This is a genomic window from Streptomyces sp. NPDC059917, from assembly GCF_042730635.1.
Taxonomy (GTDB): domain Bacteria; phylum Actinomycetota; class Actinomycetes; order Streptomycetales; family Streptomycetaceae; genus Streptomyces.
Window position 1 is genome coordinate 22,466 of the sequence record NZ_JBHWLC010000032.1, and the last position, 18,861, is coordinate 41,326.

Annotated in this window: 18 protein-coding genes; 6 read left to right on the top strand and 12 right to left on the bottom strand. The window is 75.4% G+C overall.

The features are described 5' to 3' along the window. Positions 1–7: 7 nt before the first annotated feature. Positions 8–1,327 (bottom strand): ABC transporter substrate-binding protein, encoded by a 1,320-nt coding sequence (locus ACFWAR_RS19875; RefSeq protein ID WP_385778857.1) that lies wholly within the window; start codon positions 1,325–1,327, stop codon positions 8–10. 183 nt (positions 1,328–1,510) lie between these two features. Between ACFWAR_RS19875 and ACFWAR_RS19880 the strand changes: the two genes are divergently transcribed. Beyond that, positions 1,511–2,812, top strand: coding sequence for an ROK family protein (locus ACFWAR_RS19880; RefSeq protein WP_385778858.1), 1,302 nt, complete (start codon positions 1,511–1,513; stop codon positions 2,810–2,812). An 88-nt stretch (positions 2,813–2,900) separates the two neighbouring features. Here the strand turns inward: ACFWAR_RS19880 and ACFWAR_RS19885 are convergent, their stop codons facing one another. After that, complete coding sequence (locus tag ACFWAR_RS19885; RefSeq protein ID WP_385778860.1) at positions 2,901–3,641, bottom strand: YoaK family protein; 741 nt, start codon at positions 3,639–3,641, stop codon at positions 2,901–2,903. A 280-nt stretch (positions 3,642–3,921) separates the two neighbouring features. Between ACFWAR_RS19885 and ACFWAR_RS19890 the strand changes: the two genes are divergently transcribed. After that, positions 3,922–4,218: a hypothetical protein gene (locus ACFWAR_RS19890; protein ID WP_385778862.1), complete on the top strand. Its 297-nt coding sequence runs from the start codon at positions 3,922–3,924 to the stop codon at positions 4,216–4,218. 103 nt (positions 4,219–4,321) lie between these two features. Here ACFWAR_RS19890 and ACFWAR_RS19895 read toward each other — a convergent pair whose 3' ends face one another. The 7 genes from ACFWAR_RS19895 to ACFWAR_RS19925 all read right to left on the bottom strand — a co-directional run bounded on the left by ACFWAR_RS19895 (position 4,322) and on the right by ACFWAR_RS19925 (position 12,749). Beyond that, positions 4,322–4,522, bottom strand: a complete 201-nt coding sequence (locus ACFWAR_RS19895) for a hypothetical protein (RefSeq protein WP_385778864.1) — start codon at positions 4,520–4,522, stop codon at positions 4,322–4,324. Positions 4,523–4,716: 194 nt separating this feature from the next. Next, complete coding sequence (locus ACFWAR_RS19900) at positions 4,717–5,820, bottom strand: LacI family DNA-binding transcriptional regulator (protein WP_385778866.1); 1,104 nt, start codon at positions 5,818–5,820, stop codon at positions 4,717–4,719. An 88-nt stretch (positions 5,821–5,908) separates the two neighbouring features. Further along, the gene (locus ACFWAR_RS19905) at positions 5,909–8,458 is read right to left on the bottom strand and encodes a glycoside hydrolase family 3 protein (protein ID WP_385778868.1); all 2,550 of its coding nucleotides are present in this window, start codon (positions 8,456–8,458) and stop codon (positions 5,909–5,911) included. Between the two features lie 108 nt (positions 8,459–8,566). After that, positions 8,567–9,025 carry a hypothetical protein gene (locus ACFWAR_RS19910; RefSeq protein WP_385778870.1) on the bottom strand — a complete coding sequence of 153 codons (459 nt, stop codon included), beginning with the start codon at positions 9,023–9,025 and terminating at the stop codon, positions 8,567–8,569. A gap of 186 nt (positions 9,026–9,211) precedes the next feature. Next, on the bottom strand, positions 9,212–10,324 hold the full coding sequence (locus ACFWAR_RS19915; protein ID WP_385778872.1) for a tetratricopeptide repeat protein: 1,113 nt from the start codon (positions 10,322–10,324) through the stop codon (positions 9,212–9,214). Then, the gene (locus ACFWAR_RS19920) at positions 10,321–11,415 is read right to left on the bottom strand and encodes a tetratricopeptide repeat protein (protein WP_385778874.1); all 1,095 of its coding nucleotides are present in this window, start codon (positions 11,413–11,415) and stop codon (positions 10,321–10,323) included. Before ACFWAR_RS19920 ends, ACFWAR_RS19915 begins: the two co-directional genes overlap by 4 nt. Continuing rightward, the gene (locus tag ACFWAR_RS19925) at positions 11,412–12,749 is read right to left on the bottom strand and encodes a tetratricopeptide repeat protein (protein ID WP_385778876.1); all 1,338 of its coding nucleotides are present in this window, start codon (positions 12,747–12,749) and stop codon (positions 11,412–11,414) included. The genes ACFWAR_RS19920 and ACFWAR_RS19925 overlap by 4 nt, the downstream gene beginning before the upstream one ends. Positions 12,750–12,933: 184 nt before the next feature. Here ACFWAR_RS19925 and ACFWAR_RS19930 point away from each other — a divergent pair, with 184 nt between their 5' ends. Further along, on the top strand, positions 12,934–13,686 hold the full coding sequence (locus ACFWAR_RS19930) for an SDR family NAD(P)-dependent oxidoreductase (protein WP_385778878.1): 753 nt from the start codon (positions 12,934–12,936) through the stop codon (positions 13,684–13,686). Positions 13,687–13,852: 166 nt separating this feature from the next. Here the strand turns inward: ACFWAR_RS19930 and ACFWAR_RS19935 are convergent, their stop codons facing one another. Beyond that, positions 13,853–14,704: a peptidoglycan-binding protein gene (locus ACFWAR_RS19935; protein ID WP_385778880.1), complete on the bottom strand. Its 852-nt coding sequence runs from the start codon at positions 14,702–14,704 to the stop codon at positions 13,853–13,855. 454 nt (positions 14,705–15,158) lie between these two features. On the opposite strand from ACFWAR_RS19935, the gene ACFWAR_RS19940 reads away from it, so the two are divergent. From ACFWAR_RS19940 to ACFWAR_RS19950, 3 genes are all read left to right on the top strand, one after another. Next, entirely contained in the window at positions 15,159–15,734 is a 576-nt protein-coding gene (locus ACFWAR_RS19940; protein ID WP_385778882.1) for a hypothetical protein, read from the top strand. Between the two features lie 107 nt (positions 15,735–15,841). Then, complete coding sequence (locus ACFWAR_RS19945) at positions 15,842–16,717, top strand: MerR family transcriptional regulator (protein WP_385778960.1); 876 nt, start codon at positions 15,842–15,844, stop codon at positions 16,715–16,717. After that, positions 16,714–17,250: an AAA family ATPase gene (locus ACFWAR_RS19950; RefSeq protein ID WP_385778884.1), complete on the top strand. Its 537-nt coding sequence runs from the start codon at positions 16,714–16,716 to the stop codon at positions 17,248–17,250. The genes ACFWAR_RS19945 and ACFWAR_RS19950 overlap by 4 nt, the downstream gene beginning before the upstream one ends. A gap of 281 nt (positions 17,251–17,531) precedes the next feature. Here ACFWAR_RS19950 and ACFWAR_RS19955 read toward each other — a convergent pair whose 3' ends face one another. Both ACFWAR_RS19955 and ACFWAR_RS19960 read right to left on the bottom strand, forming a co-directional pair. Further along, positions 17,532–18,272, bottom strand: a complete 741-nt coding sequence (locus ACFWAR_RS19955) for an SDR family NAD(P)-dependent oxidoreductase (RefSeq protein WP_385778886.1) — start codon at positions 18,270–18,272, stop codon at positions 17,532–17,534. Between the two features lie 169 nt (positions 18,273–18,441). Beyond that, positions 18,442–18,777 (bottom strand): hypothetical protein, encoded by a 336-nt coding sequence (locus ACFWAR_RS19960; protein ID WP_385778888.1) that lies wholly within the window; start codon positions 18,775–18,777, stop codon positions 18,442–18,444. Positions 18,778–18,861 lie beyond the last annotated feature (84 nt).

The following is an 18,861-nucleotide window of genomic DNA, read 5'->3' on the forward strand; positions in this document are numbered from 1 at the left end:
GAGGGGCTCACTTCGCCATCTGCTGCTGGGCCTTGGACAGCTTGGCCTTCACGGATTCGGTGGTCACGGCGCGACCGGCCGCGGCGTCGGCGAAGAGTTCCTTGACCGCGGTGCCGACCGCCGTCTCGAACTGGGACTCCTCGGGGACCTGCGGGAGCGGAGCGGCGCTGGTGCCGAGTGTGGTGCGCAGGACGGTGAGGTCCTCGGTGGCGAAGGCCTGGTCCTGCTGGGCGGCCTTGACCGGCGGGATCGACCCGTAGGTCTTGTTGAGCAGCTTCTGCTCCTCGTCGCTGGTCATGAACTTCACGAACTTCAGCGCGCCGTCGATGTTGTCGGTGTTCTTGAAGACGGCCATGTTGATGCCCGCGACCATCGAGTTGATGTTCTTGCCCTGGCCGGGGGTGCCGCCCGCGGGCACGGGGACGGGGGCCACTCCCCAGTCGCCCTCCTTCATCCCGTGGGCCTTGAAGCTGCTGGCCGCGCTCTGCCACAGGACCATGGCGGTCTTGCCGTTGGCGAAGTCCTGGAGGGACTGGTTCTTGTCGTACTCGGCGTTGCCGGGCGCGATGATCTTGTCCTTGGCCATCAGGTCGACGTACTGCTTGACGGCCTCGACGTTGGCCGGGGTGTCGAAGGTGGGCTTGCCCGCCGCGTCGAAGAACTCGGCGCCGTGCTGGCGGGAGAGGACGTAGGCCTGGTGGATGTTGTTCGAGAGGTTCGAACCTTCCGCGCCGAGCGCCCACTTGCCGTCCTTGGACAGCTTCTGGCCGGTGGTGACCATCTCGTCCCAGGTCGCCGGCGGCTTGTCGATGCCCGCGTCCTTGAACATCTTCTTGTTGTAGTAGAGCGCGTAGGACATGGAGTACAGCGGGACGGCGGCCGGGTCCTGGCCCTTGGCGCCCGCGGAGCCGATGGCGGATTCGACGAAGCGGTCGCGGCCGCCGATGGCGTCGAAGTTCTTGGCGTTCCAGGGCAGGAGCGCGCCGGTGGCCTGGAGCGAGGAGGACCAGGTGTTGCCGATGTTGAGGACGTCGGGGCCCTGGCCGGAGGCGGTGGCCGCCAGGATGCGGTTGAGCAGGTCGGCCCAGGGGACGACCTCCAGCTTGACCTTGATGCCGGTCTGCTCCTCGAACTTCTTCAGCTCCGGCCCGAGGGTCGCCTGGTCCGCCGCGATGTCGGGGCCCTGGTTGGAGGCCCAGTAGGTGAGTTCCTTGGGGGCGGCGTTGGAACCGCCCTCGTCGCCGGTGGAACCACCGCCGCAGGCGGTGGCGGCGGCGAGCAGGGAGGCGGTGACCACGACGGCGGCCGCGGCTCGGGTTCTGCGCATGGCGGATCGGCCCCTTTCAACAGGGTCGGGCGAGCGGCCGGGAGGGAGGTCGGGTGCCGCCTTTCGGCCGCCCCGTTACTTCCAGGCCTTAATTTAGGACGTGAGTTAAGCCTCGGGAAAGGGTCGCGTCAAGGGGTCGCGCAAGGGTATGTTGCGAATCGTTGTCAGGGCGGAAGGAGCCACATGACGGGCAGTCACGGACGTACGGTGCGGGACCTGCGGCGCGGCAACCGCAGCGCCGTGCTGCAGCGGTTGTACTTCGGCGGACCCATGAGCCGCCAGGAGTTGGGCCCCGTCACCGGGCTCAGCTCCGGATCCGTCAGCAACGTGGTCGGCGAACTGGTCGCCGACGGCCTCCTGGAGGAGGCGGGGATCGTCGACTCCGACGGCGGTCGGCCGCGCACCCTGCTGCGGGTGGCCCCCGGCAGCGCCCACATGATCGGCGTCGACGTCGGCGAGACCCGGGTCCGCGTCGAGCTGTTCGACCTGACCCTCACCGAACTCGCCCGCACGGAACTCCCCTTGCAGCCGCGCGGCTGCTACGACGTCGGGCCCATCGTCGACCACATCCGCACCGGCATCGCCGCCGTCCTCGCCGAGGCGGGCGTCGGTACGGACCGGCTGCTGGGCGTCGGCATCGGCGTCCCCGGCATCGTCGAGCGCGACGCCCCCGGCGGGACCGTAGTGCACGGCCAGACCATCGGCTGGGACGCGGTCCCGCTGGAGGCCCTGCTGCGCGCCACCGGGGCCCTGCCCGAGGAGGTCCCGTACCTCATCGACAACGGCGCCCGCACCCTCGGGCAGGCGGAGATGTGGTTCGGGGCGGGGCGCGGCGCCCGCGAGGCGGTCGTCGTCCTGTTCGGCTCCGGCGTGGGCGCCAGCCTGGTCACCGACGGCTCCCCGGAGGGCGGGTCCACCGACGGCACCCCGCTGGAGTGGGGCCACCTGACGGTGTCGGTGCGCGGCAGGCGCTGCCGGTGCGGCGCCCTGGGCTGCCTGGAGGCGTACACCGGGGCCGAGTCGCTGCTGGCCAGGTGGGCCGAGCGGGGCGGGAGCGCCGGTGAGGTCCAGGACGAGGAGGAGGCCCTCGCGGTGCTGCTGGCGCACGGCGTCGCCGGGGACCCGGTGGCGGTGGAGGTGCTGGAGGAGACGGCCGAGTACCTGGGCGCCGGGCTCTCCGACCTCATCAACCTCTTCCAGCCCGAGCGGATCCTGATCGGCGGCTGGGCCGGGCTGATGCTGGGTCCGCACATCCTGCCGTCGGTCCGCGCGCACGCCCGGCGCTACTCGCTGCGCCACCCCGCCGACCGGGTCAGCATCGACCTGGGCTCGCTCGGCCCGGACGCGGTCACGGTGGGCGCCGCCACCCTCCCGCTCTCGGCGTTCTTCACCACGGGCGGCCGCCGCCCCGTCCCGGCCCCCGTGACGGAACCCCCCGGCTGGCACGCCTCCCTGGCCACCCGCGGCGGGGCGGCGGGCCGCTGAAGCGCCCCACGGCCACGACCGTGCGCCCCGGCGCCGCACGCGGGCCCGCCGCCACGGTCGGGGCGGCCCGGCCCCGCCCGGCCGGGCCCTACGCCGCCGGGTCCGGCCGGGGTCCGGCGGCGCGGGCCGCCGCCAGGGCGACGGCCAGGAGCAGCACGAGCGCCAGCACCAGCGCCGGGCGCGGCCCGTGGCCGAGGGTGAGCGCGCCGCCGGTCAGCGCACCGGCGAGCAGGGTCACCACGGTGACCAGTCGGCGCACCGAGGCCGGCCCCCAGCGGTCCACCGCGAGACCGGCCAGCGCCCGGGTGACGACGGTGGTGGTCAGATCGGGCACGGCGAGCCGGTGCACGACGCCGTTCTGCAGGCCCATGCCGAGGGCCAGCAGGGCGATGACCGCGAGCGGCCCGCCGCCGCCCTCCCGGGTGGCCAGCGCCGCGCCCACCAGGGCCGCCTGAACGGCCACCAGCGGCCCCGCCGGGCCCGCGGGCCGCTCCCGGCGCCGCAGCCGCCCGGCGATCAGCGCCCCGGCGAGGAAGGCCCCCAGGGCCAGTGCCGAGGCCCCGGCCGACAGTGCGCCGTACCCGGCGAGGGCGAAGCCGAGGAAGGCGACGTTCCCGGTCATGTTCGCGACGAATACGTGGTCGAGGCCGAGGAAGCCGACCGCGTCGACCAGTCCGCTGACGAAGGTCAGCACGATCAGCAGCGGGGGCAGCGCCCCGTGCGGGTTCCCCGCGCCACCGGGGCCGGGCGGGAACAGCAGGTCGCCCAGCACGTGCAGCACCCCGCGGCGCGCGGGAGCGGGCACCCGGGGCACCGGCTCGGATTCCATGCGCGGGCTCCCTCGGTGTCCGCGGCCGGGCCGCCGGCGCGGCGCCCGCGGGCAGCGGACCGATCGACGCGTCCGGTCGCGGTCGCCCGGCTCGCGGGAATCGTATCGACCGGCGGTCCGACCGGCGGTCAACGACGCCCGCCACGCGCAGCGCACCCGCCGACCCGATCAGCGGACCGGGGCAAGGACGCGCCGGACTCGGGCATATCTCCCCAGATCCACCTCACGCGCATGTTATGGATATAACCGCACATATCCGTTAAGCGAGAGGCATGTAACGATGCGTACGACTCTTCTCCGCGCGGCCGTCACGCTCGGCACCGCGGCGCTCCTGGCCGGTGTCGGCGCCGGGGCGGCCTGCGCCGACGGTGTGGGCAACGCCGGTATCGGCAACCACGGCGTGGGCAACGCCGGGGTGGCCAACCACGGCGTCGGCAACGCGGGCATCGTGAACTGGGGGCTGGGCAACGCCGGCATCGCCAACGCGGGCCTGGGCAACGCGGGCATCGAGAACACCGGGGTCGGCAGCCACGGCATCGGCAACTCCGGCCTCGGCACCGCGGGCATCGGCAACTAGTTCGCCCCCTTCGCCCTGGGCGCGCACCACCACGTGACACGACGACGCGTCCCGCGCCAGGCGGGGCGCGTCGTCGTGTGCCGCGCCGTGACGCGCCGCGCCGCTACTGAACGGCGCCGACCGGGACGCACACCCACGGCGCCTGCGGATCGAAGGCGTTGGGTTCCCAGCGGCAGTCGGTCGCGGCCTCGCCGAGGGCGAGGGGATCATGTAGCCGCGCGGTCGAGGCAGCGAGCGGTGCGGCGCTCAACAGTGCCGCCGCCAGCCCGGCCGTCGCGTACGCGCGCAGCCGTCCCTTGTCCATGTCCCGGTCCCTTCCTCGGCGGAGCGCGGACCGTGGCGGGCCGCGGCACACACCCTTCACGGCCCGGGCCCCCGTCGGCCACCGGGACCGCCCCCGCACTCCGGACGAACGACACGGCACCACCCGGACGGGCTATCGCCCGGGAGGCCGACCGACCGTGCGCGGCCCGCGGCGACGATCCCCGCGGCGCCGGATCAGGCCGAATCCCGGACGATCAGCTCCGGTGCGAACAGGACCGGCCCCCCGGGAGTACCGGCGACGTGGGCTTCGGGGGCTCCCCCGCCCGCGCCGGGGCCGTCGAGCAGCAGCCGCACCATCTCCGCCGCCATGTCCTCCACCGGCTGCCGCACGGTCGTCAGGCGCGGGCGGCAGGCGGTGGCCGCGCTGGAGTCGTCGAAGCCGACCACCGCCACGTCGTCCGGGATCCGGCGCCCGTGCTCGCGCAGCACCAGGCACGCCCCTTGGGCCATCAGGTCGTTGGCCGCGAACACCGCGTCCAGGTCCGGGTGTTCGGCGAGCAGCCGCAGGACGGCCCGCTCGCCCCCCTCGACCGTGAAGTCGGCCTCGGCGACGGCGAGCGGCTGCCGCCCGGCCTCCGCCAGGGCCCGCGCGCAGCCCGCCACCCGCTCCCGGCTCGCCGGTACGTCGCCGGGCCCCGCGATGACCGCGACGCGGCGGCGGCCACCGGCGAGCAGGTGCCGCGCCGCGAGCGCGCCCCCGTCCCGGTGCCGCAGGTCCACCGACGGCAACGGCACGTCCGGCTCGGGCCGGGCGAACAGCACCGCCGGCAGTCCGGCCCGCGCCAGCAACCCCGGCAGCGGGTCGTGCGGATGGGTGGAGACCAACAAGGCTCCGTCCGCGCCGCCTTGGGCGAGGTGGGCGAGCAACTCGGTGCGCTCCGCGTCCGTTTCCACGCACATCAGCAGCGGATGCACCCCGCGCGGGCGCAGCGCGCCGACCACACCGCTGACCACCCGGCCGAAGAAGGGGTCTTGGAAGACGCGGGCCGCGAAGCCGCCCGCGTCGTCCGCGCCCGCCCCCGAGACCACCAGCGCGACCGCCCCGGCCCGCCGGGTCACCAGGGAGCGGGCGGCCCGGTTCGGCACGTACCCGGTGGCGTCCACCGCGCTCCGCACGGCCCGCCGGATCGCGGGATCCACGTTGCGGACGCCGTTGACCACGCGCGACACCGTCGCGCGGGACACCCCGGCGGCCCGTGCGACGTCCTCCAGCGTGGGCGCCGCGCCCGCCCCGACCTCCGCGCCGCCGGTCCCGCCCGCGTCCCGCTCCGTATCCATGGCGGCACCCTATCCGCGGCCCACGGGCGGCCGACCCCGCGCCCCGGCGTACGGTCCGCGCACCACCGACCCCGCGCCCCGCCGCGCGTCACGCCTCCAGCACCGCCCGGAGCGGGAGGTATCCCGCCGTCGGTCCGGCAAGGACCTCGTACCGGCCCGGTTCCGTCACCCACGTCGCCGCCTCCGGGGACCAGTACTGCAGGGCGCGCGCGGGGACCCGTACGACCGCCGTCGCGCGCTCCCCCGGCCCGGCCTCGACCGCGGCCCAGCCCGCGAGCCAGCGCACCGGGCGCTCCACCGCCGAGTCGGGTCGGCCGAGGTACAGCTGCACCAGCTGGCGGCCGCTGCGCGCACCGGTGTTGCGCAGGACCACCGCGAACTCGGTGACGGGGGCGCCTCGGTCGCCGGGGAGCCGGGTCAGGGTCTCGAAGTCCCAGGTGGTGTAGCCGAGTCCGTGCCCGAACCAGTACGCGGGCGCGCGGCCCGTGCGCAGCCAGGCGCGGTGGCCGATGTGCAGGCCCTCGGGGTGCGCCAGCCGACCGTCCGGGGCGGGGCGGGTGGTGCGGACGGGGGCGTCCGCGAGGACGTCCGGCCAGGTGGTCGGGAGGCGGCCGCCCGGTTCGCGGTGGCCGAAGAGGACGTCCGCGAGTCCGCTGCCGGCCTCCTGCCCCGGGAACCAGGACAGCAGGACGGCACCGGCGTCCGCGCGCCAGGGCAGCTCGACGGGGCCGCCCGCCTGGACGACGACCGCCGTGCGCGGGTTGGCGCGCAGCACCGCGCGCACCAACTCGTCCTGGGGCGCGGGCAGGCGCAGGTCGGTGCGGTCGTGCCCCTCGCACTCGCTGCCGTCGGTGGTGCCGACGACGACGACCGCGGCGTCGGCCGCGCGGGCCGCCGCCACCGCTTCGGCGAGGGCCTCGGCCGGGTCCGGGTCGGGCGGCGCGGCCGCCAGGACGGTGGCCCGGCCGGTTCCCGGCGCCAGTCGACGGCGGGCGCACACCCGTACCTCCCGGCCCGCCACGAGGTGCACCCGGACGGTGCGCAGCGGGGGCCGTACGTGCACGACGGCCGGGTCGTCCGTCTCGGCCGGGAACTCCCCGTCGAGCACCACCTCGCCGTCCACGGTCAGCCGCATCCGCCCGAAGCCGCCCAGGCCCAGCGTCCAGGTGCCGCTCACGGAGGGACGGAGTACGCCGACCAGCTCGACGGTGTCGGATCCGGGGGGCAGTTCGGGCTCCAGCACCCGCCCCGAGGGCAGGCCCAGGGAGTGCAGGACGGCCCCCCGGACGTCCAGGACGCGCAGCCGCACCCCCGGTTCGCCCGTCCGCGGGTCGCGGGAGAGCCCCCCGGCGACGGGCAGCGGTTCCGCGTCGTGCAGGGCCGGGCCGGGGGCGTGCAGGACCCGTACCCCGGCGGGCAGCGCGGCCCGGATGCCGTCCAGCGGAGTGACCACGGAGTGCGGGAACACCTCGGCGCTGCCGCCCCCTTGGGCCCGCGGGCGCCCGGCGTGCGCGCCGATGACCGCGAGGCCGCGCAGTCGGTCCGCGGCGAGCGGCAGCACCCCCCGGTTCTCCAGCAGCACGGCGCCGGCGGCCACCGCGTCGCGCAGCACCGCGGCGGTGTCGCCGGGGGCGGCGGGAAGCTCCACCGCCGGGGCGGGTGCGCCGCCCCGGCCTTCGGGTGCGGTCAGGGCGCCCACCCGGGCCGCGAGCCGCAGCAGGCGGCGGGTCTTGTCCGCCACGGCCTCCGCCGGCACCGTCCCCGAGCGGACCGCGTCGGCCAACGCCCGCCCCCAGGGACCGGACGGGCCCGGCATGGCGAGGTCCTGCGCCGCGGACCCGGCGGCGGCCGTCGAGCGGACGGCGCCCCAGTCGGAGACGACGGCGCCGTCGAACTCCCACTCCCCCTTCAAGGGTTCGGCCAGGAGCGGACTCTCGGTCATGGTCGCGCCGTTGACCGCGTTGTAGGCCGACATCACCAGCCACACACCGGCCCGTACGGCGGCCTCGAAGGGGGCGAGGTACAGCTCGCGCAGCACCCGCTCGTCGATCCGGGCGTCCAGGGTCAGCCGGTCGGTCTCGGAGTCGTTGGCGACGTAGTGCTTCGCGGTGGCGGCGACCCCGCGCGACTGGATGCCGCGGATCAGCGCGGCTCCGGTGCGTCCGGCGAGCAGCGGGTCCTCGGAGAAGCACTCGAAGTGGCGGCCGGCGAGGGGGCTGCGGTGCAGGTTGAGGGTGGGGGCGAGCAGGACGTCGACGCCCTTGCGCCGGGCCTCGTCGCCCAGGAGCACGCCGAGGCGGTGCACCCGGTCCTCGTCCCAGAGCGCGGCGAGCGCGCTCGCCGAGGGGAGCAGGGCCGAGGTGTCGCGCTCGTCCCAGCCGGGTCCGCGCACCCCGGCCGGGCCGTCGGAGAAGACGATCCGCCGGAGTCCGACGGCCGGTTCGGCGACCGTGCGCCAGGTGTCCGCGCCGGTCAGCAGCCGCACCTGGCCGTCGACGTCCAGCAGGTCCACCGGATCCGGCGGGTCCACCGGGCCGGGCGGGCGCACCGCGGCGGGCAGGTCCGATCCGGTGGGCGGCCGCCCCGGCCGGGTCGCGAGCCGTTCCTCGTCGTCAATGCCGCCACCACCGCCGCGCATGCGGGCCCCTTCGTCCGGATCATCCGAGAGAGCGGGAGAGCGCTCTCCCAGATGATCCCGGGCCGCGGCGGAGCCTGTCAACGGTGGTGAACCGGCGCTGCGCGAGCGTCAGTTCACGGTCACGTCCACGGTGGGCGACACGGCATCGCCGACCATCACCCGCAGTTGTTCCTTGCCCTTGTCCCGGAACGCGTTGTCCAGCGAGAAGCTGCTTCCCTGCTTGACGGTCGTGCTCGCCCGCAGCGTCGTCCACTTGGCGCCGTACTTGTGCTGGAGCACCACCTTCGTACCGATCGGCACGCCCTTGGTCCGGCCGGTGAAGGTCACCTTGTCGCCCGCCTTCACCGTGGTCGGCGTGGCCGTGAGCGTCACGGAGGCGGATGCGGAGGCGGAGGCGGAGGGGCTCGGCTTCGGCTTCGGGGTCGCGGCGGCGGAGGCGAAGGTACCGGCGGCTCCGGCCGCGAGCAGGGCCGCGGAGAGGGCGCCGACGGCCGCCATCCGGACCCGGCGACCGCTTCGGCCGTGCGGGCCGCGCGGGCCGCGCAGGTAGGTCGTTGCTGCGTTCACATTGGACTCCCGTGGTGACGGACTCTCCCATGTGGAGCAAAAACACCCACTATGGGGCGATTGACGCGGGTTCGATGCTACGGACCTCCGTCGAGCCGTGTCGACTCGATCTTGGTCGTCCCACGGCCCGGGCTCGGGCGCCCCGAGGCCCGCGCCCGGTCGTCCTAGCGCCCGCGCCGGGTCGTCCTACCGCCCGCGCCGGGAGGGCGCGCGCCGGTTCAGCGCGGCGCGGCTGATCCAGTACGTGAGGATCAGCCCCCAGAAGATCGGCACGGCCAGCCAGCCGACGAGCCCGGCGCCGAGCACCGGCAGCGCCAGGACGGCCACCGAACCGAGCGCCATCGACGCCACGGCCACCGCCATCGCCACGACCGGGGGGCAGCCGCGCGCGGTGAGCAGCATCGGCCGACGCAGCCGCGGCGAGATCTTCCCGCGCTGCCACAGCACCCAGCCCGCCCACAGCCCGACGATCAGCACCGCCCCGACGGCGGTGACGGCGGCCCGGGTGGCACCGTCCGTGCCCTCGGGGGCCCGGCAGCCGAGGGAGAGCACGAATCCGACCAGGGCGGGCCAGCGCGCGCCGGCCGCGACCCCCCAGGCCATGGCCTCCAGGTTGAACCGGGCGTGGCGGTCCTCCAGGTCGAGGGCGGCCGAGTCGACGAAGCCCTCGGCCGCGCGGGTCCACGCGGCGCGGCTGAACCAGCTGCGCCGCATGTGCAGCGTGGCCAGGTTGTTGTGGGCCTCGCTGTTCTCCGGATCGAGGCGCAGGGCGGTCTCGTACGCCAGCCGGGCGGTGGCCCGGTCGCCGAGGCGGTGGGCGAGCAGCCCGACCATGAAGTGGGCCGCGGCCGCCTCGGGTTCCAGCTCGGTGGCCCGCCGGGCGGCGACGTACGCCTCGGTGCGCCGGTTGCGTTGGCCGCTCTGCTCCAGGACGACCGCGAGGCAGTGGTGGCTGCCCCAGAAGAGCGGGCCGATCTCGACGCAGCGGCGCGCGGCCGCTTCGGCCTCGGCGAAGCGGCCCAGCTTGCCGAGGACGTCGACCCGGACCAGCCAGGCGTAGAGGTTCTCGGGCGCGACGCGCAGGGCCTCGTCGACGCTCTCCAACGCCCCGGACGGGTCGCCGAGCGAGCGGCGGCAGCGCGCGAGGAGGATCAACGCCCCGGCGTCGTCCGGGTGTTCGGCCAGGTGGATACCGGCGAGCGCCGCGGCCTGCTCGAAGCGTCCGAGGTCGTGCAGGGCCTCGGCCCGGTCGAGGCCACCGGTGTCGACGCGCTCCGGGCGGGACGGTTCGGTGCTCATCCGATCTTCTTCCGGTCGTGGACCACGGTCGCCAGGGCCGGGACGAGACCGGTCCAGAACACCAGCTGCGGGACGCCCCTTTCGGTCCAGGGGACGACCGCGAGGAGCACGGCCGCGAGCGTGGCCCAGGCCGCCTGGGCCAGCACCACCCGGGCCCACGGTTCACGGGCGATCAGCGGGCGCACGCTCAGGCGCGCGCCCACCCGCATGCGCCGGTAGCGGCGCCAGGCCCCGAAGCCCCAGACGGCGCTCATGAGGACGAGCGCCCACAGCCGCATGCCGATCGGCAGGGGCAGGGCCTTGGGCTCCTCGCCCTCGGTGGGGAAGACGTCCAGGGCGACCGCGGCGACGGCCAGGCAGGCGAGGGCGAGCCACCGGGTGCCGCGCAGCATGCGGTAGACGGCGGCGTCGAGTCCCGCGCGCAGGTCGGCCGAGCCCGGTACGGCGGCCAGCGCTGCGGCGAAGGTGTCGGCGGCGCGCGCCGCGCTGGTCCCGGGCCTGTCGGCCTCGCGGCGCGCGAGGTAGGGCACGGCGAAGGTGTTGGCCGGGTCCATCCCGAGCAGGGTCCGGCGGGCCTGCTCGGCGGCCTCCTCGCGTCCCGTCTCGGTGGCGACGTAGAGCAGCACCTCGCAGACGTACCGTTCCTCGGGGCCCAGCCGGGCGGCGGCCCGCGCCTCCTCCCAGGCCTCGTCGGGACGCCGGGGGTCGACGAGCATGAGCAGTTCGGCGCGCGCGGTGCGGGCGAGCCAGTTGTCCGGGTCGATCCGGACGGCCTGCTCCATCACGTCGAGGGCGTCCGCGTAGCGGCCGACGCGGCGCAGGCAGAAGGAGCGGACGAAGTGGGCGTCGTAGTGCTCGGGGTCGCGGACGAGCACGTCGGCGGCGGCCGCGTAGGCGGCCTGGTAGTCCCGGAGTTGGAAGTGCGCGCGGGCGAACCAGACCCGGGCGTGGAGGTCCTCCGGATCTTCGGCCAGGCGTCGCCCGAGCACCTCCAGCGCCCGGTCGGCGCGGCCCGCGTCGACGAGGGCCACGCCCTGTTCGACGAGCGGGTCGCGCGTCCCGTGCGCAGGGCGGGTGTGCTCTCCGGTCACAGCTTCCGCTTCTTCTTCAGGTAGGCGAGCAGGTCGTCGTACATGCCGCCGTCGTTGGCGAACATGGCCACGTTGCGGGCGGAGGCGAACCAGGGCTCGCTGGAGGGGCGGATCTGCTTCGCGGCGGAGAGCAGGTCCTTCATCCCGATCATGCGGACGGTGCCGGTGCGGGCGGAGTCGAGCAGGGCCGTCTCGGCGGCGCTCTCGCAGACGTGGGCGAGGTCCGCGCCCGAGAAGTCCTCGGTGGCCTTGGCGAGTTTGCCCAGGTCGACGGCCTCGATGGGGCGCTCGCGCAGGTGGTAGTGGAGGATCGCCTCGCGGGCGGCTGCGTCCGGGGGCAGCACGAGCAGGGTCCGGTCGAGCCGCCCGGGGCGGCGCAGGGCGATGTCCACGTCCCAGGGGACGTTGGTGGCCGCGAGGACGAAGACGCCTTCGTGGGCGCCGCTGCCGACCCCGTCAAGCTCGGTGAGCAGCTGGTTCACGACGTTGCGCAGACCGCTGTGGGCGGTCCGGCTGCGCTTGGCGCCCAGCGCGTCCAGTTCGTCCAGGAAGACCACGCAGGGTGCCTGTCGGCGGGCGGTCTCGAAGATGTCGTGGACGTTCTTCTCGGACCGGCCGATCCACATGTCGAGGATGTCGGAGAGGGAGATGGACATGAAGCTCGCGCCGAGTTCGCCCGCGACGGCGCGTGCGATGAAGGTCTTGCCGCAACCGGGCGGGCCGTAGAGGAGCAGGCCGCCGCGCAGGCTCTTGCCGTAGAGCTTGCGCAGCTCGGGGTTGCGCATGGGGGCGAGGAAGGCCGCTTCGAGGCGGTCCTTGACCTCCTGCATGCCGCCGACGTCGGCGAGGCGCACGGTCCCGGGCGCGTCGACCTCCCAGGGCGAGTCGGCCGCGTCGCCGTCCTCGCCCGTGCCCTCGCTGGTGAGGGGGCGTTCGCGGGCGCCCTCGGCGTCCTCGGAGGGGGCCACGAAGCGGGGACCGACGACGCCGTCGAGTTCCTGCTCCGCCGCGGCCCAGTCGAAGCCGGGGGCGGCGGGCGGTCCGGCCGCGGGGGTGGCGGGGGCCGGTGCGGGAGGGGCCGGTGCGGCGGGGGCCGGTGCGGCGGGTGCGGGCGCGGATCCGGCCGGGGGCAGGCCCATCGCACGGAGCATCAGGGCGCGGGCGTCGGCGTCCGCGGGGGCGTACTGGAGGGCGACGGCCGCCTCGGCCACGGCGTCGTCGGCCCGGCCCGCCGCGAGCAGCATCTCGGCGAGGTGCAGGCGCAGGGGAACGTCGTCGGGCGCGGCGGCGACCGCTGTGCGCAGGCTCCGGATCAGGGGGGACTCGTCGGACATGGCTTCACCCTATGGAGTGAACCCCGATGTGACGAAACCTGGCCGCCGTTGACGGGTGGCCGATGACCGCACGCGGTCGGCAGCGGGTGATCATGGAGGCTCCGGACCTCGGACCGGCGGCTCACCGGCCGTTGCCGGGCAGCGGCCCGGACTACCGCCGGGGACGACACGTGGGAGGCAGCACATGGGCGCAGGACCGACCGTTCCGGTCACCGTGGTCACCGGCGGCAGCAGGGGGATCGGCGCGGCGACCTGCCTGCGCCTGGCCGCCGCCGGGCACCGCCTGGCCCTCGGGTACGTCAGCGACTCCGCGGCCGCGGAGGGCGTCGCGGCCGAGGTGCGGGCGCTGGGCGCGGCGTGCGTGACGGTGCGCGTGGACACCTCCGAGGAGGCCGACGTGGAGCGGCTGTTCGACCGCGCGCGGGCCGAACTCGGCACGGTGACCGGGCTGGTCAACAACGCCGGGGTGACGGGTCCGCTGGGTCGGCTCGCGGACGCCCGCACCGCGGACCTGCGCCGGGTCCTGGACGTGAACCTGCTCGGGTACTTGCTGTGCTGCCGCCGGGCCGCCCGTGACATGGCCGCCTCGGGCGGCGGGGCGATCGTCAACGTGTCCTCGGCCGCCGCGACCCTCGGGGCGCCCGGGGACTACGTCCACTACGCGGCCGGGAAGGCGGGCACCGACACCCTGACCGTGGGCCTGTCCAAGGAACTCGGCGCGGACGGGATCCGGGTGAACGCCGTGGCACCCGGAATCATCGACACCGACATGCACGCGGCCATGGGCGACCCGGACCGCGCGGCCCGCTCGGGTCCCGGGATCCCCCTCGGCCGCCCCGGGCAGCCCGCGGAGGTCGCCGCGGCCATCGCCTGGCTGCTGTCGGACGAGGCGTCGTACACGACGGGCACGATCCTGCGCGTCGCCGGCGGCCGCTGAGCCCGCCCGCCGCCGGGCGGACGGGATCCGACCCGCGTCCTGCCGGTCTCCGACCTGCCCTCAGGGGGCGTCTCACACGCCGGCGGGGCTGGAAATGCGGCCTCGCCCGGGGGGGGCGCCTCCCCGCGTCGGCCGGGGGAGTTCGAGGCTCCCCCGGAGGGGGGAATCAGCCGCCCATCGCGGCGCGGGTCTCGGCGCCGTAGATGCCCTTGGGGTCACCGGTCAGGCCGCGGTCGCTCTGGAACTGGCCGACCCCGCGCCGGGTCGGGTCGTCGTAGACGCCGGTGAGGGAGACGTACGTGAACCCCTGCGCGAAGAGCCGTTCCTGGAGGGCGCGCACCTCGGCTCCGGTGTCTCCGGGCCGCAGGACTCCGCCGGCCGCCGGGGTCGGGGTGCGCTGCGGCGCGACGGACTGCTCCGGCCGCACCGAGCGGCTCGGCGCCGGGCTCGCGGAACCGGACGGGGCGGAACTCGGCGGGGCGGACGCGGAGGGGCGTGCGGAGCCGGTCGAGGACGCGTCGGGTTCTCCGGCGCCCGGACTGCGGGCCAGCAGACCGGGGCCGGGCACCTCGGGCGGTCTGACCGGGCGCGGCGGATCGTCCGGCGGGGAGTCGAGCAGGGCGAGCAGGGTGGCGGCGGTGAGCAGCGCGAGGAGGCCGAGGGCCACCAACGAGTAGCGGGTGCCGCGTTCGCGCCGTCCGGGCGCGGGCGGTACCGGGACCCGGGCCGGATCGACGGGGACCGGACCGACGGCGGCCGGACCGGCGGGGACCGGATCGACGGGGACCGGGGCGGTGACGTCCGTCGGGAAGGGGGTCGCGCCGGGAGCGGGCGCTGCGGCCGCCTCGGGACGGGGCCCCTGGTCGGCCCAGGTGTCCGAGGGGGCGGCGACCGGGCCGGGCTGCGGCCGGAGCGGGGTGCCCGTGCGGCGGGAGGGGCTCCCGCCGCGGTCGACGTAGGGGCGCACGAGGAGCCGGTCGTCGAAGTCGGGGCCGTTCTCGTCGGGGTGGTGGGGCACGGTCGTCTCCAGGCAGGGCCAACGGTCAGGGGGTGGCCCCTGGGGTCAAAGTAGCGCGAACCCGGCGCCGTCCCCACGGCGGGGCCGGAACATGACACTTCACCCGGCCGGAAACGCCCGCCCCGACCCGCGGGAAGGGACGGGGACCGGTGCGGCGGTGCGGAACCGGCCCCCGCCCGGCTCTTCGGACCCCGGTGGCGGCGTCGTGCCGATACCCGAAGTGCGCCCCGTGCGGTGGTTCTTGGTCGGGCGCACTCTTTCCTCCCGAAGGCACCCGGGTCAAGCCCGATGTCCGTGAATCGGCGATCCGCCCGACGTGTCCCCTCGTGCGGCGCGCCGGTGGGCCGCCCCGGCCGGGCCCGGGGGCCGGTGGCCGCCACGACGCCGACGGGTCGTCACCCGTAAGCGGTACGGGACCCCCGCGTCCGGGACGTGCGTGCGGCATGGTGGAGGGATGCAGTTGCGCCGGGCCGTCCCCCTGTCCCTCGTCGTGCTCCTCGCGGGCACCGGATGCTCCTCCGTCGGTGACGGTGACGGCGCCCAGGCCCCGTCCTCCTCCCGCCCCGCCGCACCGTCCGCCGACGCCTCCGCGCCCGCACGCGGCGGCCGGACCGGATCCTCGCCCTCCGGGGCGCCCCCCGGCCCGCTCTTCGTGGTGCCGGACCCGGCGCCGAACGTCCGGAGCGCCCCCGGCGCGCACACCGCCACCCGCGGCCACACGGGCACCGGCGCCGACGGCCCCGCGCCGCCGTCCGCCAGCCCCACGCCCGGGGCCGACCTCGCGGACCTCGGGTCCGGGTCCGGGTCCGGGTCCGGGGAGGAACGCCGGGCCGGGGAACGGGCGATGCAGCCGTCGGCGCCCCGGCGCACGTCCCCGCGCAAGCCCGCGCCGTCCCACCCCCGCCGGTACGCGGCCCCACCGCCCGCCCGGGTGAGCGGGCAGCAGGAGATGGACGACCTGTGCTCGGCCGCCGACGGCACGCTTCCGCCCTCCGTCGTGGACCTGTGCGTGGGCCGGTTCGGCGAATGAACCGCGTGCGCTGAACCACCCGCGACCCCGCGGGGCGGCGGGGCGCGGCCGCTCGCGACAATGGACTTGACCCTCCCCCCGTGTCAGCCCTTGCACTGGAAGACGTCATGTTCACCATCGGAGACTTCGCCAAGCACGGCCGGGTGTCGGTCCGCATGCTGCGTCACTACGACGCCATCGGTCTGCTGCACCCCGCACGTGTCGACCCCCGCAGCGGGTACCGCCACTACGAGGCGGCCCAGCTCTCGCGGCTCAACCGGATCATCGCGCTCAAGGACCTCGGCTTCAGCCTCCAGCAGGTGGGCTCGATCCTCGACGAGCGCCTGGATCCCCGGGAGCTGCGCGGCATGCTGCGGCTGCGCCGTACGGAGCTGGAGAGCGCCGTGGCCGCCGCGGCGGACCGGCTGGCCCAGGTCGAGACGAGGCTCCGGACCATCGAGAGCGAGGGCACCATGTCCACCGACGACATCGTGATCAAGAGCCTGCCGGCCGTGCGCGTGGCCGAGCTGACGGCGATCGCGGCGAGTTACGCGCCGCAGGACATCGGGCCGGTGATCGGGCCGCTGTTCGACGACCTCTGCGCCCGGGCGGACGCGGCCCGGGTGACGCCCACCGGTCCCGGCCTCGCCTACTACGAGGACGCGCCGGACCAGGACGCCGGGGCGATCCTGGTGCACGCGGCGCTGCCCGTGGCGTCCGGGGTCCGCGCCGAGGACCTGGGCGGGCGGGTGCGGATCGTCGTCCTCGCGGCCGTGGAGCGCGCGGCCACCGTGGTGCACCGGGGCGCGATGGACGACGTACTGCCCGCCTCGCAGGCGCTGGCGCGCTGGCTCGACGCCCGGGACCTGCGGTCGGTCGGCTACGCCCGCGAGGTGACGCTCGCGTGCCCGCCCGACCGGAGCCAGTGGGTCACCGAGCTCCAGGAGCCGATCGCCCGACCGGTCGGGGCCCGCGGGAGCGCGGTGCGTAGGCTGCCGGGATGAGACGCATTCTGGTGGTCGGGATCAGCGGGGCCGGAAAGTCGACCCTGGCGGCGGCGCTGAGCCGACGTCTCGCGGTGCCGCACCACGAGATGGACGCGCTGTACTTCACCGGGCCGCGGTGGGGCGTGAACGAGACCTTCGTGCGGGACACGGCCCGCCTCGCCGAGCGGGACGCGTGGATCTTCGACTCGCTCGGCTATCGGGCCGTCCGTGACCTGTTGTGGGAGCGGGCCGACACGATCGTCTGGCTGGACCACCCGCGCCGGGTGGTCATGTGGCGGGTGCTGCGCCGTTCGCTGCGCAGGACCGTGCGTCGCGAGCGGGTCTTCGGGGGCAACGTCGAGGGCTGGCTCGGCTGGTTGCAGGCCGACCATCCGGTGTGGTGGGCGTGGTCGCGCTACGCCGCCCGGCGCGCGGAGATCGCCCGCCGCGCGGCCGACCCCCGCTTCGCCCCGCTGCACGTGGTCCGCCTGCGCAGCCAGGCCGAGGCCACGGCCTGGCTGCGCGACCTCGAACGACCCGATACCGCCTAGCCACTTCCCTCCGGGGGCCCGGGCCGCGTATCGAGTGGTGATCAATCTTCGGGAATCGGCCTCGCCGCGGGGGCCTGGATCGGTAGATCTTCTCGCATGACGCGGGTGCAACTAGCCGATCCGGAGTGGGAGTTCATCGAGCCGTACCTGCCGATCGGGAGGTACGACCCGTACCCCGAACGGCTTAGGTCCTACTCCTTGATCACAGCTGAAGAGGCACCCAAGTCGCCGCCGGGCACAATGGCGTCGGTCCTGTCCCGAGGCGGCGTACCCGCTCGTGCTCAAACCCCGCCGGCGATCCTCATCACCGTGCCGGTGGCGTAGGAGGCGTCGTCCGAGAGCAGCCAGGAGACCGCTCCGGCGATCTCCTCGGGCTGGCCGGCGCGGCCCATGGGGACGAGTGCCGCGATCTTGGCGGGCCGCTGCGGGTCGGCGTGGAAATCGGTCCAGATCGTGCCGGGGGCGACGCAGTTGACCCGGATGCCGTCGGCCGCCACCTCTTTGGACAGCCCGACCGTCATGGCGTCCACGGCGGCCTTCGCCGCCGCGTAGTGGACGTAGGTACCGGGGCTGCCGAGGGTCGCGGCGGCGGAAGAGATGTTCACGATCGCCCCGCCCGCCGTCATGCCGCCGAGGGCACGGCGGGCGCACAGCAGGTAGCCCAGGATGTTGACCTCCAGGGCCTGCCGCATCCCCTCCGGGTCCGCGCTGGTCAGTGGGCCGACCGGCCCGCTCACCCCGGCGTTGTTGACCAGCCCGGTGACCGGGCCCAGTTGCGCGGCGGCGGTGTCGAACAGCCGGTCCACGTCCGCCGCGTCGGAGGTGTCGACCGCGACGGCGATCGCCTTGCGGCCCAGCGCGCGCACCCCTTCGACCACGCTCTCGGCCGCCTCGGCGTCCGACCGGTAACCGATGGCGACGTCGTGACCCTCGGCCGCGAGCCGCAGGCAGATCGCCGCGCCGATGCCCCGGCTGCCGCCGGTGACCACGGTCACCCGCTGCCGCTCTCCCTGTTCCGCCATTTCGGTCCTCCGAGCTGCGATAAATGATCGATCAAATGGTCACCTTACTCAGACGGGTCTTCGCGTCGATACCCGCCGTCAGCGCCCGGGGCGCGGCATTTACGCAGGTGGGCGTGGTTTCCGCGAGACGCCTTGTGCCGTGACCGGAAAGGTCCACCGGGTCGCAGCACTAGGACACCGGCGTGGAGGCGCACGGGACGGCTCGGGACGGCTCCTGCGTGCGGCGTCGGCGGGCGCGGCGCAGGGGCTCGGCCGCCGGGCGCAGTCGGCGCAGGGTGGTGCGGGCGTGGTGGCCCCGGCGGCGCCACTCGGCGCGCGGGATCCCCGCGCGCGGCCCGCCGCCGGTGATCAGCGCGTTCACCGGGGCGTGCGGATCGGCGGCCATCCCCTTGGCCACCAGCACGCCCACCACCAGCGGGAGCAGGGCCACGGCGAGGGCGGACCCGGCGGTGGTGACGTTCCGCAGGTGCGGGTGGCGGCTTCGGGTGGCGGCGTCGGATGTCATGTCCTCATTCGAGCAGGACCGGCCGCGCGGGGAATCGGGCGGCGTACTCAGGTCGTTGGGTGTGAGGTACTCAGACGGCGCGGG